The following is a 15,143-nucleotide window of genomic DNA, read 5'->3' as shown; positions in this document are numbered from 1 at the left end:
CGATCGAGATCATTCGGGGCAGACGCCCTTGAACGAGCGAGATGACGCAATCTCGCATGCAGTCATCCCGGCGTGTCAGCTATGTGATAAGGAAACGCATGCACTACAGCAAACGAACTTCGTGATGTCCATACCGTTCAGCCGCCACCCCTACAGAATTCTCAAGGAGCGAGTAATCATAAATTTATAGTTCTAATACCCGCGGCAACGAAAGGAACAAGTAGTTTGTATGGCGATCGCGAGTCCTGCGACATTCCCAGCCGCACGGCCCTTCCACTCGATGAGTGCGCCTGCATGCGCGCACCGATCGCGAAGAGATAGGCCCAGACTGCATCCGAACGGGACATATTCGGGACGACCTTGCAGAAAGCCTCGATGAACTGCTCGGCCGAGGGATCGTAGAACCGACGCACAATTGCGATTGAACGGTCGCTGGTCGACAGGGTCACCTCAGCCAGCATCTGCAAGTAGTGCCGCAACCCGTCCCTCGGCTCGTTCAGCAGGTCGCCCAACGGCATGAATAGGATCTCGAGGATGCATTCGAGGGTGACCGACCCGGATGCCGCGAAGGCATCCTGCAGGCGGGCCGCTCGGCTTTCTCGGATCACGGTGGCTCGCCGCTCAAACGCTGCCTCATACAGCGTCAGCTTGTTCTGGAAGTGATAGTGCAGCAGCGACTGGGAGATCGCTGCGCCCTGCGCGATCTCGCGCATGCTGGCGCCGTCGAACCCGTGGAGCCCGAAGACACGTTCGGCTGAGTTGAGGATAGCGCAACGGGTGTCGCCGAAGGCCTCCGTTCCGGCCGAGTGCGGAAGCACGCCTCCTGGGCTTCGTGTGGCCATGATCGATGTACCCGTGAGCGTCTAACCAATCGACGCCGTACGAGGGCTCATAGGCCGTTTCGCCCAGACGGCAAACCTCACGCAGGGCTTCGGGTCCGGGCGCAATTGACGTGACAGAATCGCCCAGATCCTGCTTCCGGACGCTGCGCGACGGGAGCGCCATGGCTCGTTCGAAAGGAACGATTTCAGTGGCGAGACGCTATTGACTGATCGATCAGTCAGTGAGAGAAGCGACAACAACAACGGGAGCTCGGACTGGCTCGGCCAGCATCCGGACCGATCCTCGAAGATCGTCGAAGCTCACTAGGGAGGAGCCTGTCGTGGCAATATCGGCAGCGGATCTCAGTCAGCCCCACCAATCCTCCGCCGCGACGCCAGCCGCGGTCTACGCGAAGGTGACAAGGCGGCTCGTGCCGCTCCTATTCCTTTGCTACGTCATGGCGTATCTCGACCGGATTAACATCGGCTTCGCCCAATTGCAGATGAAGTCGGATCTCGGCTTCAGCGACGCTGTCTACGGCCTGGGTGCCGGAATCTTCTTCGTCGGATACTTCTTGTTCGAGATCCCGAGCAATCTACTCCTCGAGCGGATCGGCGCGCGCAAGACCATTACCCGGATCATGGTAGTCTGGGGCCTCATCTCCGCCGGCATGGCCTTCACCCATGCGCCGTGGTTGTTCTACGTCCTCCGGTTCCTGCTCGGGGTCTTCGAAGCCGGTTTCTTCCCGGGGATTATCCTGTACTTCACGTACTGGTATCCCGGCGCCTACCGCACCCGCGTCACCGCCATCTTCACGAGTGCGTTCGCTGTGGCCGGGGTCGTCGGGGGACCGCTCTCCGGGCTGATCATGACCGAGATGCCCGGCGTGCTCGGTCTCGCCGGCTGGCAGTGGATGTTCATCCTCGAAGGACTCCCGACCACGCTGCTAGGCCTATTCGTCTTCGCCTATCTCGACGACAGGCCGGAGACCGCGCGCTGGCTCGCGCCGGAGGAGAAGGCCCTTCTCGCTCGGAACCTCAACGCCGAGCGTTTAGACAGCACCTCCGCATCAGCCCACGGTCTCGCGTCGTTCGCCGCCGTCATCCGGGATCCCAAGATCTACCTGATGGCGTTCAGCTGGTTCTGCTTCATCTGCGGCGTCTACATGATCAACTTCTGGCTCCCAACGCTGATCCGGGACATGGGCTTCACCAATGCCCTCGACATCGGATTGCTCGCCGCCATTCCCTACGGCGTGGCGATGGTCGGCGTGATCGCCAACGGGTACCACTCGGATCATGCGCTGGAGCGCCGCTGGCACTGTGCCCTTCCGGCTTTCGTGGGAGCGCTGGCGCTCGTCGCCCTCATCCCGGCGCAAGGCCACGTCGTCCTCTCGTTTGCCCTCCTCTCGCTCGCGGCGCCGTGCATCTTCACGACCGTTCCGCTGTTCTGGTCGATGCCGAGCGCCTATCTGCGGGGATCGGCTGCCGCTGGGGGGATTGCCCTCATCAACAGCCTCGGGCTCGTCGGTGGCTTCGCGAGCCCGTTCGCCCTGGGGTGGATCAAGACGGCCACGGGAAGCCTCGCATTGGGCAACTGGCTCATCGCCGGCCTCTTGGTGGCGGGCGGCCTCGTCGTGCTCCTCGCGGTGCGGCCCGAGATGCTGCGGGAGGCGCGGATCTGACCATGCCACCATTCCCGAGCCCTACGCGTGAGAACCCAGCCATGAGGCCCATCATCGTCGCCGTCGCGATCACCGGCTCGGTTCCGCGCAAGTCCGACAACCCGGCCGTTCCCACGACGCCGCAGGAGCAGATCGAGAGCACTCACGCTGCCTTCGAGGAGGGGGCCAGTCTCGTCCACGTCCACGTCCGCGGGCCGGACGAAAGCCCTTCGAGCGATCCCGCGCTCTTCGCCCGCGTGCTCGATGGGGTGCGTCAACATTGCCCCGGGATGATCGTGCAGTTCTCAACCGGCGGCCGCGGTCGCGATCAGCGCCAGCGCGGCAATGCGCTCGATCTGAAGCCCGACATGGCGTCGCTCTCGACCGGCTCGGTGAACTTCCCCACCATCGTCTACGAGAACGGGGCGGGGTTGGTGGACGATCTCGCCTCCCGGATAAGGCGGCACGGGATCCGACCCGAAATCGAGATCTTCGACCTATCCCACCTTCACGGTGCCCGCCGCCTGGTGGAGGCTGGCCTCATCGACGAACGGCCCCACGTGCAGTTCGTGTTGGGCGTCAGGAACGCGATGCCCGCCGAGGAGCGATTGCTCGACATCCTGCTCGCCGAACTCCGCGTGTTGCTGCCCCAGGCGACTTGGACGGCGGCCGGCATCGGGCGCGAACAGGAACGGGTGATGGAGTGGGTTCTCGCCCGGGGCGGCGACGGAGTTCGCACCGGTCTTGAGGACAACATTCGCATCACGCGGACACGGCTTGCCTCGGGAAACGCGGAACTCGTCGCGCGCGCCGTAGAGGCGGCCGGGCGGCACGGGCGACGGGTAGCGAACCCGTCCGAAGCTCGCACTTTGCTCGGCCTGGATACTGACTGATCGATCAGTTAACTTCAGGAGTGAGACATGAACCGAGGGAGGGTCGAATGCAGCGGATAGTCGACATCTCGATGGCGATCGAGAATGGGGTCCCGTCGGATCCGCCGGGCTATGAGTTTGAGGTCAGCTATATCGGCCACGGCGACACCGTGCCGATGCTGCAAAAACGGTATGACGGCCTGCGCGGCGAGGACCTGATTGGCGGGGAGGCCTTCGCGCTGGAGAGCGTGCGCCTCTCGACCCACAACGGCACGCACGTCGATGCGCCCTGGCATTACGCCTCGACCATGGCCGACGGTACGCCGAGCCGCACGATCGACCAGATGCCCCTGGACTGGTTCTTCCAGCCCGGCGTCAAGCTCGACTTCCGCGCCTTCGACGACGGCTACATCGTCCAGCCCAACGACATCGACAGGGAACTCGAACGGATCGGCCATACCCTCAGACCCCTCGACATCGTGGTGGTGAACACCTCGGCCGGGGCCAGATTCGGGACGGCCGCCTATCCGCAGAGCGGATGCGGCATGGGACGGGCCGCCACGCTGCACCTCGCAAGCAAGGGCGTGCGTGTCGTCGGGACCGATGCGTGGAGCTGGGACGCGCCGTTCAAGTACGTCGCCGAGCGCTACCATCGGGATCGCGACCCTTCGATCATCTGGGAGGGGCACAAGGCCGGCCGCGACGTCGAATACTGCCAGATCGAGAAATTGCGGCACCTCGATCAACTGCCGCCCTCCGGTTTCCGCATCGCCTGCTTTCCCGTGAAGATCCATGCCGCATCCGCTGGCTGGACCCGCGCCGTCGCGATCTTCGACGAGCCTGCCAACCAGAAGGGACAATCCTGATGAGCATGACCTCGCTGGAGCGGGTTGAGACGACGTTCGAGACCTACAGGGATCGGTTCAAGACGATTCGGATGACACGCGAGGACGGCATCCTGGAGGTGCAGCTCCACTCGGAGGGCGGCCCGTTGCAATGGAGCCTCCTCGCGCACAACGAGCTGGAGTCCGCGTTCCTGGAGATCGGCCGCGATCGGGGCAACGACGTCGTGATCCTCACGGGCACCGGCGACGAGTTCTGCGGCCCGGCCATCGCGCCGGGCCAGCACCCGAACCGCAAGATCATGACCCCTGAGACCTACGACCCGATCTTCTGGGAGAGTAAGCAGCTGCTGCCGCATCTCCTCTCCATCGAAGCGCCGGTGATCGCCGCCATCAATGGGCCCGCCGTCCGGCATGCGGAGATCCCCCTGCTCGCCGACATCGTCCTGGCCAGCGAGGACACCTTCTTCCAGGACACGGCGCATTTCCCCGGAGGAATGGTCCCGGGCGACGGGATGCACATCGTCATGCCGCTTCTAATGGGGCTGAACCGGGGACGCTACTTCCTCCTCACGGGCCAGAAGGTGACGGCTGAAGAGGCGCGGGCCATGGGCCTCGTCGCCGAGGTCCTGCCGGCGGAGAAGCTCCTCGACCGGGCGCGCGAACTCGCGAGGCTCCTCCTGCAGCAACCCAAGCTCGTGCGCCGCTACACCCGCATCGCGCTGACCGAGGAGATCCGGCACCGGATGCAGGGGCTGCTCGCCTACGGCCTCGCCCTCGAGGGTATGGCTCGGATGAAATCCTGAGGGCCGCGGCGCACGCGCGGGATCGTGACGTCAGGGCATCGGCCGCGCTGGCCGCAGGGAACGGGAGGAACGGGATGGATGAGGCGCAATCCTCCTCGGATGCCGAGGTTACCGAAAGCTGGATCGGCCGGTCGGTGCCCCGGCTCGGCGGGCTGGCGTTCACGGCGGGACAAGTCCGCTACACCGCCGACCTGATCCCGAGGGACGCGCTCTTCGTCGCGCTCGTCCGCTCGCCTCATGCCTGCGCCCGGATCGTCGCGGTGCAGGCCGACGCGGCAAGCTCGGAGCCCGGCGTCGTCGCCGTGATCGACGGGAGCGAGGCCGCCACCCTGTGCGCGCCGATGCCGCCGGCCTTGCCGTTCCGGGGGCCGGACGCCAATCGGCCGATCATCGGCCGCTGCCTCGCGGTCGGAGCCACGGCCTACGCAGGACAACCCGTCGCCGCTGTCGTGGCGCGGACGCCGCACGATGCGGAGGCCGCCGCAGCTCGGGTCGAGGTCAGCTATGAGATCCGTCCGGCGGCTCTCACGACAGAGGCCGCGCTCGCCGATGGGGCGCCGATCGTCCATTCTTGTTGGGGCTCGAACGTCGTCGCCACGGACCACGTGCGGGCTGGCGACATCGACGCGGTTCTGCGCGCGGCGGACGTGACGGTCGAGGGCGAGGTCGTGGTACACCCCTCGACGGCGGCCCCGATGGAGCCCCTGTGCTACGTCGGGGATTGGGACGGCCGGCTCGGGCGCTTGACCTTGACGGGCACCCTGCAGAATCCGCACACGACCCGCTGGCAGGTGGCGACCGCCCTCGGCTTGAACGAGACGGACGTGCGCGTCGTCGCCCCACCGGCGGGTGGCACCTTCGGGTTTAAGATGGCGGGGCATCCGGAGGAGGTCCTCGTCGGCCTGCTCAGCCGGCGCCTCGGACGTCCGGTGGCCTATGTCGAGAACCGACGCGACACCATGCGGGGCCACTGCCGCGAGCAGACGCACCGCTTCGCCATCGCTGCCACCTTCGAGGGCCGCATCCTCGCCTTCCGCGACACGTTCGTGGCCGATGTCGGGACGATTGGCCCCGGCAACGGCTGGACGATGCCGCTGATCACCGCAACCGTCTTCCCGACGGTGTACGACGTGCCGACCATCGACGTCGCCGGAACGCTCGTCGCGACCAACAAGGCGCCCTGGCAGCCGATCCGCGGCTACGGCAAGGAGATCGCCAATCTCGTCATGGAGCGGGCGGTCGATCTCCTGGCCGGACACCTCGGGATCGACCCGGCGCAGCTCCGGGCGCGCAACCTCGTGCGTGCCGATGCCCTACCGCGACGCCTGCCCTCGGGCCTGAACGTCGACAGCGGCGACTATCCGAAGGCGCTCGCACAACTGATGAACCTGTTCGGCTACGACGACTGGCGCGCGCGGCAAGCCGCCCGTGCCGGCGGCGAATGGCGCATCGGGATCGGCCTCGCCTGCGAACTGACCCCGGAAGGCGGCGCCCGACCCGGCGCGTTCCCGAGCGGCTTCGAGACGGCGGCGATCCGCATGTCGCCGATGGGCCATGTCGAGGTGGCGCTGGGCGTCACATCCCCGGGCAGCGGCAACGAGACCGGCATCGCACAGCTCGTCGCGAGCGTTCTTGGGCTCGAACCCACTGCGATCCGCGTCGTACAGGGGGATACCGATCGTGTGCCCGTCGGCACTGGCAACGCCAGCAGCCGCGCGCTGCTGTACGGCGGAACCGCGGCGCACCTCGCCGCGACCGACCTGCGCGCCAAACTGGCCGTCTGTGCCAGCAACGTGCTCCAGGCGCCGGCCGACGCGATCCGTTTCGCCGGGGGAAGCGCCCATGCGCCGGGAGGCGCCAGCGTGACCCTCGCCGCCCTTGCCCTCGGCGCACACACCCATCCCTTCACCGTGGGCGCCGACGTCGAGCTACCTCTGGAGGCAACGCGGAGCTATCGCGCCCGCAACATCCGCGTTGAGCCGGACGAGGCCGGGCGCATCGCGACCTACTCGTCGTTTCCGTACTCGATCCACGCCGCCGCGATCGAACTCGACACGGGCACGGGTCGTATCGGCGTCCTTGACATAGCGGCGGTCCACGATTGCGGCGTGATGGTCAATCCCGCCCTCGTGACCGGGCAGTTGAAGGGCGCCATCGCCATGGGGGTAGGTGCCGCCCTCTGGGAGGAATTGACCTACGCGGCGGGCGGCCGGCAGATCAGCGACCGCTTCAAGCGCTATCTCCTGCCACGGTCGACCGATCTGCCCCCCATCCGCGTCGGCCACCTGTCGACGCCGAGCCCCTTCCATCCGCTCGGCATGAAGGGTGGAGGAGAGTCGGGCCTCGGCGGTGCCCTCGCCGCGATGACGAACGCCGTCGGCGACGCGCTCGGTTCGGCGGCGGGCCGGGTGACGACGGTGCCGGCGACGCCCCCGCGCCTGCTGCGTCTGCTCACCGAGGGGGCGCTCGTATGATCCGGCACCGGTTTCGTTACGAGCGGCCCGACACGCTGGCGGAGGCGGCTGCCATCCTCGCCACGGCCGGGAGCCAAGCGCGGGTGCTCGGCGGCGGCTCGGTGCTCATCCCGGCTCTGTTCGCGGGGGAAGACGAGGCGAGCCTTGTTCTCGATCCGGCCCGCCTCGGGCTCGATCGCATCGTGGACCGAGGCGACACCGTCGCGATCGGAGCCCGGGCGACCTACGCGGCGCTCACCGCAAGCGACGTGATCCGCCGCCGCCTGCCCCTCCTTGCGACGATGGTGCGGGAGATCACGGGTGGCCCTGGCCTGTGGAACCTCGCGACCCTCGGCGGCGCCGTGTGCTACGCCAACCCGGCCTCCGACGGCCCGGGATGCTTGACGGCGCTCCAGGCGCGAGTCCGCCTCGTCTCCTCCCGCAGCGAGCGGATCGTGCCGATCGCGGCCTTTCTCCGTGATGCCTTCCGCACGGATCGTCAAGCCGACGAACTCGTCTGCGAGTTCCTGGTGCCGGCGGCCAGGCGCGTCGGCGCGAGCGCTTACCTCAAGCTCAAGCACGGCACGAGTTCCTGGCCCATCGTCACCGCCTCCTGCTTGATCGCGGACACGGAGGACGGACCACGCCTGCGCCTCTGCATCGCGGGGGCGGCGCCCACCCCCATCGTGGCGGAGTCGGACGAGGGTGTGTCGCTCGGCCCGGATCACATAGCGGCGTTTGCTCGAGCGGCGACGACACGGATGCGGACGGAGTGGGCGGACGAATTGGCCGGTCCCGGCTATCGCCGGGCCGTCGCGAGCCGGATGGCCGCGCGTGCCGTCGAGATGGTCGTGGGAGCATGCCGATGAATGGCGACACGCGCCTGCGATGCGTGATCAATGGCGAGGCATTCGATCGGGAGATTGATCCACGCCTTCTCCTCGTCGAGATGATCCGCGACCTCCTCGACCTGAAGGGCACGCGGATCGGGTGCCACACCGGCGATTGTGGAGCCTGCACGCTTCGGCTCGGCGGCGCGGTGGTGAAATCCTGCATGATCCTCGCGCTATCGGCCGAGGGGCAATCGATCACCACGATCGAGGGGATCGACGACCTCACCGCGATCCAGGCGGCTTTCGTGGCCGAGAACGGGTTCCAGTGCGGCTTCTGCACGACCGGCATGGTGTTGACCGCCGCGGAACTGCTGCGATCGAACCCGGATCCGAGCGAGGCCGAGATCCGGCGCGGGCTCAACGGCAATCTCTGTCGATGCACCGGCTATGACGGGATCATCGCTGCCATCCGGCGCGCGGCTGAGGGCATGGCCGCGTTGACGGGGGTGTCGATTACGCCGGACGCCTGAGCTCGCGTACGATCTGCTCGCCGCAAAGGAGATGCTCTGGGTTACTTGCACGCAATCCCTGGGCTGCCGATGGTCGCAATCAGTCCCGTCAGAATGCGAATAAGGCGCTCACTGAGTGTACGTCTTTCATAATAGGCATGTGCCCACCGGAAACAGAGTCATAGATAGGGATGCATGGGTCGGTCGCGTACGACAAATTACTTTCGCTTCCGTGCCTTGCGCTTCTTCCGCCGAAGTGGATGCCGGTTCGGCGTTGAAAGACGCTCGAGCGATGATGCAGATCATTCTGGCGACGAGTTCGGACAAAACTTGCTGCGCAGTACGACCGTCGCATCCGTGAAGTTCTTCACGTCCGCCATTACGCGTTCCGTTTCAGGTGCAGCGAGCGCTGCATCGACATCACCGGGCTCACGGAACCGATAGACACCCACCGAGAGCCATCCGTCACCCTCGCCGGCAGGAAAGAACGCGTCAGCGGCTTCGAGCCCATACTGGCCCCAACACTCCAATGCCAATGCGAGGTGCTTGGTGGCGTAGTACTCGCGATCGAAGCGCGTGCCTGCGTTACCTTCACAGACTACAATCATCCTCGTCATTGATGCCTCTCATTCATCGTACCAGGCACGTGTCTGCAAGCCTGATGTCCGCGTCGTACCGGCGACCGAGCCAACAAACTGCTCAACTCTGACGGCCTCCGTTGATCGTGAACTCGGCCATCGCGGACCAATCCCGCTCCCCGAGCCCGGCCTGGACCGTCTCCGCCATGCGCCGATGAACCGCCTCAAGCATCGGCAGATGCCGGCCGACCTGCTCGGCCGCCGCCATGGCGAGGCGGAGGTCCTTGAAACCGAGAGTAGCCTTGAAGCCCGGCTCGTAGGTACCAGCGGCGATATTCGCCGAGTAGACCTGATAGGAGCGGCTTCCGAATAGGGTACCGAGGATCAACTCGAAGAAATGATCTCGGGCGAGGCCGTTCGCTTCGGTGAGTACGACAGCCTCCGCCATGGCCTCGATGGCCATGGTGATCATCATATTGCAGGCGATCTTGGCGGCGTTGGCGGTCGGCGCCTCCGGTCCCATGTCCCAGATTCGGCCGCCGATCACCTCCAGGATCGGACGGACCTTATCGACCACCCCAGGTGGGCCCCCAGCCAGCACGTTCAATTCGCCCCTTGCGGCAACGTCCGGGCGGCCGAGCACCGGCGCGGACACGAAGCCGAGCCCGGCGGCCGTGTGCGCCGCGACGAGTTCCCGAGCGAACGCCACGGATATGGTCGAGCAGACCACGTGCACCGGTCCGCGGCTGGCTGCGTGGAGGAGGCCTGGGTCCAGCACGACGCTGCGGATGGCGTCGTCGTCGGACAGCATCGTCATCACAGCATCCGCCTGGAATGCCTCAGCCGGGGAGGTAACCATGTCGACGCCTTCGACCGCACCGCCCGATCTATTCCAGGCCTTCACCGCGTGGCCGCCTGCCGCCAAGTTCCGCGCCATCGCGCGGCCCATCGCGCCGAGCCCTATGAAGCCAATGTCCATGTCCGTGCTCCTGTTATGAATTGGGCCCGTGAGCGACAGGGCCCGCCTATGTCGTGCCACGGCGCTGATGCCGAGCTCATTGATGCCGCGTCAGTCACACGCATCCCCGCGTTGCCGAGGCCTCAGAGGGATGGGCGCACGTCCCTGAATTCGCTCACGCTCTCAAGCTGTGCCGCGAGACGCAGAATTGTGGACTCCGCGAACCATCTGGAGACGAGCTGCACGCCGACCGGCAGTCCTTCGGCGCTCGTCCCGAACCGGAGTGTCATCGCCGGCAGGCCGGTTAGGTTGAAGGGTACCGTAGCGCTCACGATATGCCGAGCAGGGACGGTCCGGCCACCGATGACTAGCTCGGCGAGCCCATGCGGCGTCGCGGGCACGGGCGTCACTGGGCAGAGGAGAACGTCGTAGCGCTCGAAATACTCGACGAAGGCATCCCTCAACCGTTCGACGGCTTGATGGGCCTGCACATACTCGGCCGAGGTAACATCCGATCTGCAGAGAACGGCTTCGCTGGTCCTGAAGAGCGGTCCATGCCAGCTCTCCGTGACACGCCTGAACTCCGGCTTGACCTCGGCGCCGAACAGAGCTCCGGAGATCGCAACGCCGTCGCTCGCCTCCAGCGTTGGGATGCGCACCGGCTCGACAGCGCATCCCAGCTCTTGCAGGCGACGCGCGGCAGCTTCCACCGTCGTGGCGACCTCCGGTGCGACCGGCCCAAAGCCGTGTTCCGTGAGCCAGCCGATCCGGATTTGCCTTCCGACATCGGCGCTAATCCCCAGGTCGAAGCCCTGCGAGTGTGTTGCGTAGCCGTCCACGCCGTCAGGACCGGCCATGATCCCGTAGGCGAGCGCGACGTCGCGGACGCTCCGTGCCATCGGGCCGATATGCCAGAAGCGGCGAGGCACCTGCGGCCAATGTCCGGTGAGTGGGATGCGCCCGTGGGTTGGCTTGATGGCGACGATGCCGGTATGGGCGGAGGGGCCCCGCACCGATATCGCCACATCGCTACCGATGCCGACTGGCGACATTCCTGCGGCGATGGCGGCCGACTCGCCTCCGCTCGACCCGCCCGGTGTACGCCCGAGGTCCCACGGATTATTTGTGCGCCCGGTCAGCAGGTTGTCGGTCTCGGTCCAGAAGGCAAACTCCGGGGGATTCGTCTTCGCCAGAAGGATTGCCCCGGCCCTCTTGAAGCGTGCGACGCTGGTTGCGTCCGTTTGGGGGACCCGACCCGCGAAAAGGTGCGAGCCGCGCTGCGTCGGCACATCGGCGGTATCGAGGGAATCCTTGACGGTGAATGGGACGCCATGAAGCGGTCCGAGTTCGGCTCCAGCCATAACCGCGATCTCCGCGGCCCTTGCGGCGACGAGCGCCTGTTCAGCGGGCAAGGTGACGATGGCGTTCAGCCGAGGGTTGACCGCTGCGATGCGAGCAAGGTGCGCCTCGACGACCTCTACCGGAGAGACTTGGCGCGACCGCACTAGGGAAGCCAGCGTCGTTGCATCCGACATTGTGAGGTCATCAGCATCCATATCGACCTCCATAGGGAGCGGCTCGCCGAATGGCGATCCCTCTATCTGCCACTTGATAGGTAGAGAATCGTGTTCATTGGCATCGTCAAGCCCTATCTGTCACTTGGTCAGGTTTTTCGATGATGACGATGGATAGGCGAGAAGCGATCCTGGCGGCTGCGCGTGCGACCGCCCAAGCACACGGCTACGCTGGCTTGAACTTCCGAGACCTTGCGGCAGAGGTGGGGATAAAGAGCGCCAGCATCCATTATTACTTCCCCAGCAAGGCCGACCTCGGCTCGGCGGTAGCCAAGCGCTACTGGGAAGATTCCAGGGAGCGCCTTGAGCGGCTCTGGACGGAGACCCAGGATCCAGCAGCCTGCCTCGCGCAGTATCCAGCACTGTTTCGGAGAGCATTAGAGAACGACAACCGGATGTGTCTATGCGGCTTCATGGCCGCGGAGCATGACGACCTTCCCAAGCAGGTTCAGGCGGAGGTTCGCACCTTCGCGGACGTTCAAGTCACTTGGTTGGCGAAGGTCCTGAGGGCCGCTAATCCAAGGTTAGAGACCCCCGCAGTCGAACAGCGGGCGCGGGCGATCTTTGCGGCCGTCGGCGGCGCACAGGTCGTCGCTCGATCGCGTGCGGATATAGCCGTGTACGACGATATCATCGCCGGCTACCGTGCCAGCGGTCTTCTCCCGACCAGCAGTTAAAATTCGATTTTTTGGACCAGCTAGGTTCAGTTCTAACATGAATCGGCTGAGACATGGTGCTCTTCTCGCGCTCGGTGCCATGGTCTGCTCCTCAAACGTCCGGCCTGACCGGAACTAGTCGGCGCGTTTTGCTATTCGACGCGGCTTCCAGATCCGCGAGGAGCTGCCTTGGGCGAGGCGGCAGCCGGCTGTCCGCTTATCCGACGCATTTACTCCGAAGCAGCCATTCCGCTTCCGGCCAGCATCTGCCGCCGCCCAGTGCCCGGACGAACGTCTCAGATGGGTGGATTCGAGACTTTCCGCTTTCGACTGGCATAGACATAGAAGCGGACGTGCCGCGACGCTTTTCGATACGCTAGCCCTTCGGCTGATAAATCAGTAATCAGAGGCCAGAAGCCCATTCAATAAGTAACAATCGGACGTATTCTTGAAGTCATCTAATAAGCAGAAAACGTGTGGCCATCGGTGGCCAACTTCGAGAAAATCATCGCGAAACGGCAACCACCCTCTTCCGCTGCACAAATATTCACGCTTGCGGCGTGAAGCTTGGCGATGGCGGCGACCAGGCTGAGGCCAAGTCCGTTGCCGGGGGTCTGGCGGGACATCTCGGCGCGGTAGAAGCGGCGGAAGACTTTGTCGTGCTCGCTCGCCGGCAGGCCTGGGCCGGTATCCTCCACGGCCACCTCGACGAATTGGCCGGTACAGGCGACCGCGACGCGGACTGTCCCTCCGGGGGGCGTGAACTTCACGGCGTTGTCGATGAGGTTCGACAGGGCCTCGAAGCAGAGGTCCCGGTCGCCGTGGACGGTGCAAGGCCCCACCGCCGACAGGACGAGTTGGACGCCCCTCTCTTCAGCCACCGGCTCGAAGAAGTCGACCGCCGCAGCGGCGACCTCCCCGAGGTCGACCGGCGCGAAGGCGGTCCGGCGGCCCTCCTCCATCGCGCCGATCCGAAGCACGGCCGTCACCATCGCGAGTGTCTGGTCGATCCAGGCGAGGCCCTGATCAATCGCCTCGTGGAACTCCGCCACCGTTCGCGCCTGCGCCCGGCTGCGTTCCAGCCGGGCCCGCAGGCGGGTTAACGGCGTGCGCAGGTCGTGGGCGACGGCATCGCCGACGCTGCGGACTTCGCCCATGAGTTGCTCGATCTCGTCGAGCATGCGGTTCACGTTGGCGGCAAGGCGGTCGAACTCGTCGCCTCGGCCTCCGACCGGCAGGCGCTTGCCGAGGTTACCGCGCATCACCTCGGCGAGCGCCACCTCGGTGGCGGCGAACCGCCTGCGGCCCCGGCGGGCGAGGACGAGGCCGCCGATCCCAGAGAGCGCCAGCATCGGCAGCAGGCCGAGGCCGAGCGCCCGCAGGGTTGTGACCCGCACCCGGTCGATGTCGTCGGTGTCGTGGGCGATCACCACCGTGCCGCCGCCTGGCAGCGACAGGGCCGCCGCCCAGATCTCGTCGGCGAGGCTGCGGCCCCCGACCTCCACCGTGGCGTTCACCCGGTAGGCGTCCCCGTCCCGCGGCAGACCCTTCGGCATCGCATCGAGGTTGCCCGCGCGGCGGACGCCGTCCGGCGAGAAGACGCCGCCGTAGTGCCGCGCGTGGGGGTCCATCGCAGTCCACGTATCCACCCGCAGCGCCGTGGCGGCGGGGTCGGCCGCGGCCGCGCGGACTTCGAGCCGCAGGGTCTCGGCGAGTTCCTCCCGCAGGTAGGCTGCCGTCTGCCAGTAGATGAAGGCGAACATCGTCAGGGCGAGAAGCACCGACCACAAGGCGATCCCCAGAGCCCACCGTAGGGTGGTGGAGCGCAGGAGGTCATTCATCGGGCGTGAGGGTGAAACCGACGCCGCGGACGTTCTGAATCAGGGGCGCCTCCCCGGCCGCCTCCAGCTTGCGGCGCAGGCGGCCGAGATGGACGTCGATGAGGTTCGATTTCGGAGTAAAGCGGTAGTTCCAGACCTCCTCGAACAGCATCGCCCGTGTGACGATCCGACCGGGCGCGCGCATCAAATAGGCGAGGAGCTTGAGTTCCCGGGGCAGGAGGTCGAGGTCGCGCGCGCCGCGCCGGCCCGTTCCGGTGATCAGGTCGATCTCTAGGCTTCCGACCCGCAGCAGCGTCTCGCGGGTGTCGACCGGGCGGCGGAGCAGCGCCTCGATCCGTGCGGCGAGTTCGCCGAGCGCGAAGGGCTTTGCGAGGTAGTCGTCGCCACCGGCCCGGAGGCCGCGGATGCGCTCGTCGACGTCGCCGAGCGCGCTCAGGACGAGGGCCGGTGTCCGGTCGCCGTCCAGGCGCAAATCTTGAAGGACGCCGAGCCCGTCCTGGCCGGGCAGCATCCGGTCGAGGATGATCGCGTCCCAGCCACCCTCCCGTGCTGATCGGGCGCCGTCCGGCCCGGTTGCGGCCCAGGCGACCTCGTGGCCGCGCCCGCGCAGGTCGTCGAGCACATCCCCGGCCGTGTCCCCGTCGTCCTCGATCAGCAGCAGCCTCGCCACGTGAACCCGGTCCTCCCGCGCTGCCAGTGTGTCGCATGTCGGCCCTGCGGTCTGCGCGAGGAAGCG

General features: G+C 66.2%; 14 protein-coding genes. 8 read left to right on the top strand and 6 right to left on the bottom strand.

Annotated features, from left to right (window positions below; translation table 11 throughout):
• Positions 1-176 precede the first annotated feature (176 nt).
• Positions 177-713, bottom strand: a complete 537-nt coding sequence (locus LOK46_RS02095; RefSeq protein WP_273562268.1) for a TetR family transcriptional regulator — start codon at positions 711-713, stop codon at positions 177-179.
• A 566-nt stretch (positions 714-1,279) separates the two neighbouring features.
• Here LOK46_RS02095 and LOK46_RS02090 point away from each other — a divergent pair.
• From LOK46_RS02090 to LOK46_RS02060, 7 genes are all read left to right on the top strand, one after another.
• Positions 1,280-2,506 (top strand): MFS transporter, encoded by a 1,227-nt coding sequence (locus tag LOK46_RS02090; protein WP_207904187.1) that lies wholly within the window; start codon positions 1,280-1,282, stop codon positions 2,504-2,506.
• 41 nt (positions 2,507-2,547) lie between these two features.
• The gene (locus LOK46_RS02085; RefSeq protein ID WP_273562267.1) at positions 2,548-3,378 is read left to right on the top strand and encodes a 3-keto-5-aminohexanoate cleavage protein; all 831 of its coding nucleotides are present in this window, start codon (positions 2,548-2,550) and stop codon (positions 3,376-3,378) included.
• A 47-nt stretch (positions 3,379-3,425) separates the two neighbouring features.
• Positions 3,426-4,223: a cyclase family protein gene (locus LOK46_RS02080; protein ID WP_273562266.1), complete on the top strand. Its 798-nt coding sequence runs from the start codon at positions 3,426-3,428 to the stop codon at positions 4,221-4,223.
• Positions 4,223-5,005, top strand: coding sequence for an enoyl-CoA hydratase/isomerase family protein (locus tag LOK46_RS02075; protein WP_273562265.1), 783 nt, complete (start codon positions 4,223-4,225; stop codon positions 5,003-5,005). Before LOK46_RS02080 ends, LOK46_RS02075 begins: the two co-directional genes overlap by 1 nt.
• Positions 5,006-5,079: 74 nt before the next feature.
• Positions 5,080-7,479: a xanthine dehydrogenase family protein molybdopterin-binding subunit gene (locus tag LOK46_RS02070; protein WP_273562264.1), complete on the top strand. Its 2,400-nt coding sequence runs from the start codon at positions 5,080-5,082 to the stop codon at positions 7,477-7,479.
• Positions 7,476-8,327, top strand: coding sequence for an FAD binding domain-containing protein (locus LOK46_RS02065; RefSeq protein WP_273562263.1), 852 nt, complete (start codon positions 7,476-7,478; stop codon positions 8,325-8,327). Before LOK46_RS02070 ends, LOK46_RS02065 begins: the two co-directional genes overlap by 4 nt.
• A complete protein-coding gene (locus LOK46_RS02060) occupies positions 8,324-8,821 on the top strand; it encodes a (2Fe-2S)-binding protein (protein ID WP_273562262.1) in 498 nt (165 codons plus the stop codon). The genes LOK46_RS02065 and LOK46_RS02060 overlap by 4 nt, the downstream gene beginning before the upstream one ends.
• A 281-nt stretch (positions 8,822-9,102) precedes the next feature.
• Here the strand turns inward: LOK46_RS02060 and LOK46_RS02055 are convergent, their stop codons facing one another.
• The 3 genes from LOK46_RS02055 to LOK46_RS02045 all read right to left on the bottom strand — a co-directional run bounded on the left by LOK46_RS02055 (position 9,103) and on the right by LOK46_RS02045 (position 11,904).
• Positions 9,103-9,417 (bottom strand): EthD family reductase, encoded by a 315-nt coding sequence (locus tag LOK46_RS02055; RefSeq protein ID WP_273562261.1) that lies wholly within the window; start codon positions 9,415-9,417, stop codon positions 9,103-9,105.
• A gap of 82 nt (positions 9,418-9,499) precedes the next feature.
• Entirely contained in the window at positions 9,500-10,357 is an 858-nt protein-coding gene (locus LOK46_RS02050; RefSeq protein ID WP_273562260.1) for an NAD(P)-dependent oxidoreductase, read from the bottom strand.
• Positions 10,358-10,479: 122 nt separating this feature from the next.
• On the bottom strand, positions 10,480-11,904 hold the full coding sequence (locus LOK46_RS02045) for an amidase (RefSeq protein WP_273562259.1): 1,425 nt from the start codon (positions 11,902-11,904) through the stop codon (positions 10,480-10,482).
• A 110-nt stretch (positions 11,905-12,014) separates the two neighbouring features.
• Here LOK46_RS02045 and LOK46_RS02040 point away from each other — a divergent pair, with 110 nt between their 5' ends.
• Positions 12,015-12,587, top strand: a complete 573-nt coding sequence (locus LOK46_RS02040; protein ID WP_273564734.1) for a TetR/AcrR family transcriptional regulator — start codon at positions 12,015-12,017, stop codon at positions 12,585-12,587.
• 437 nt (positions 12,588-13,024) lie between these two features.
• Here LOK46_RS02040 and LOK46_RS02035 read toward each other — a convergent pair whose 3' ends face one another.
• On the bottom strand, positions 13,025-14,407 hold the full coding sequence (locus LOK46_RS02035; RefSeq protein WP_273562258.1) for a HAMP domain-containing sensor histidine kinase: 1,383 nt from the start codon (positions 14,405-14,407) through the stop codon (positions 13,025-13,027).
• Entirely contained in the window at positions 14,400-15,077 is a 678-nt protein-coding gene (locus tag LOK46_RS02030) for a response regulator transcription factor (RefSeq protein WP_273562257.1), read from the bottom strand. Before LOK46_RS02030 ends, LOK46_RS02035 begins: the two co-directional genes overlap by 8 nt.
• Positions 15,078-15,143: the final 66 nt, after the last annotated feature.

Source organism: Methylobacterium sp. NMS14P (assembly GCF_028583545.1).
In the GTDB taxonomy this organism is placed as follows: domain Bacteria; phylum Pseudomonadota; class Alphaproteobacteria; order Rhizobiales; family Beijerinckiaceae; genus Methylobacterium.
This window is presented reverse-complemented; position numbering and strand designations above follow the sequence as displayed.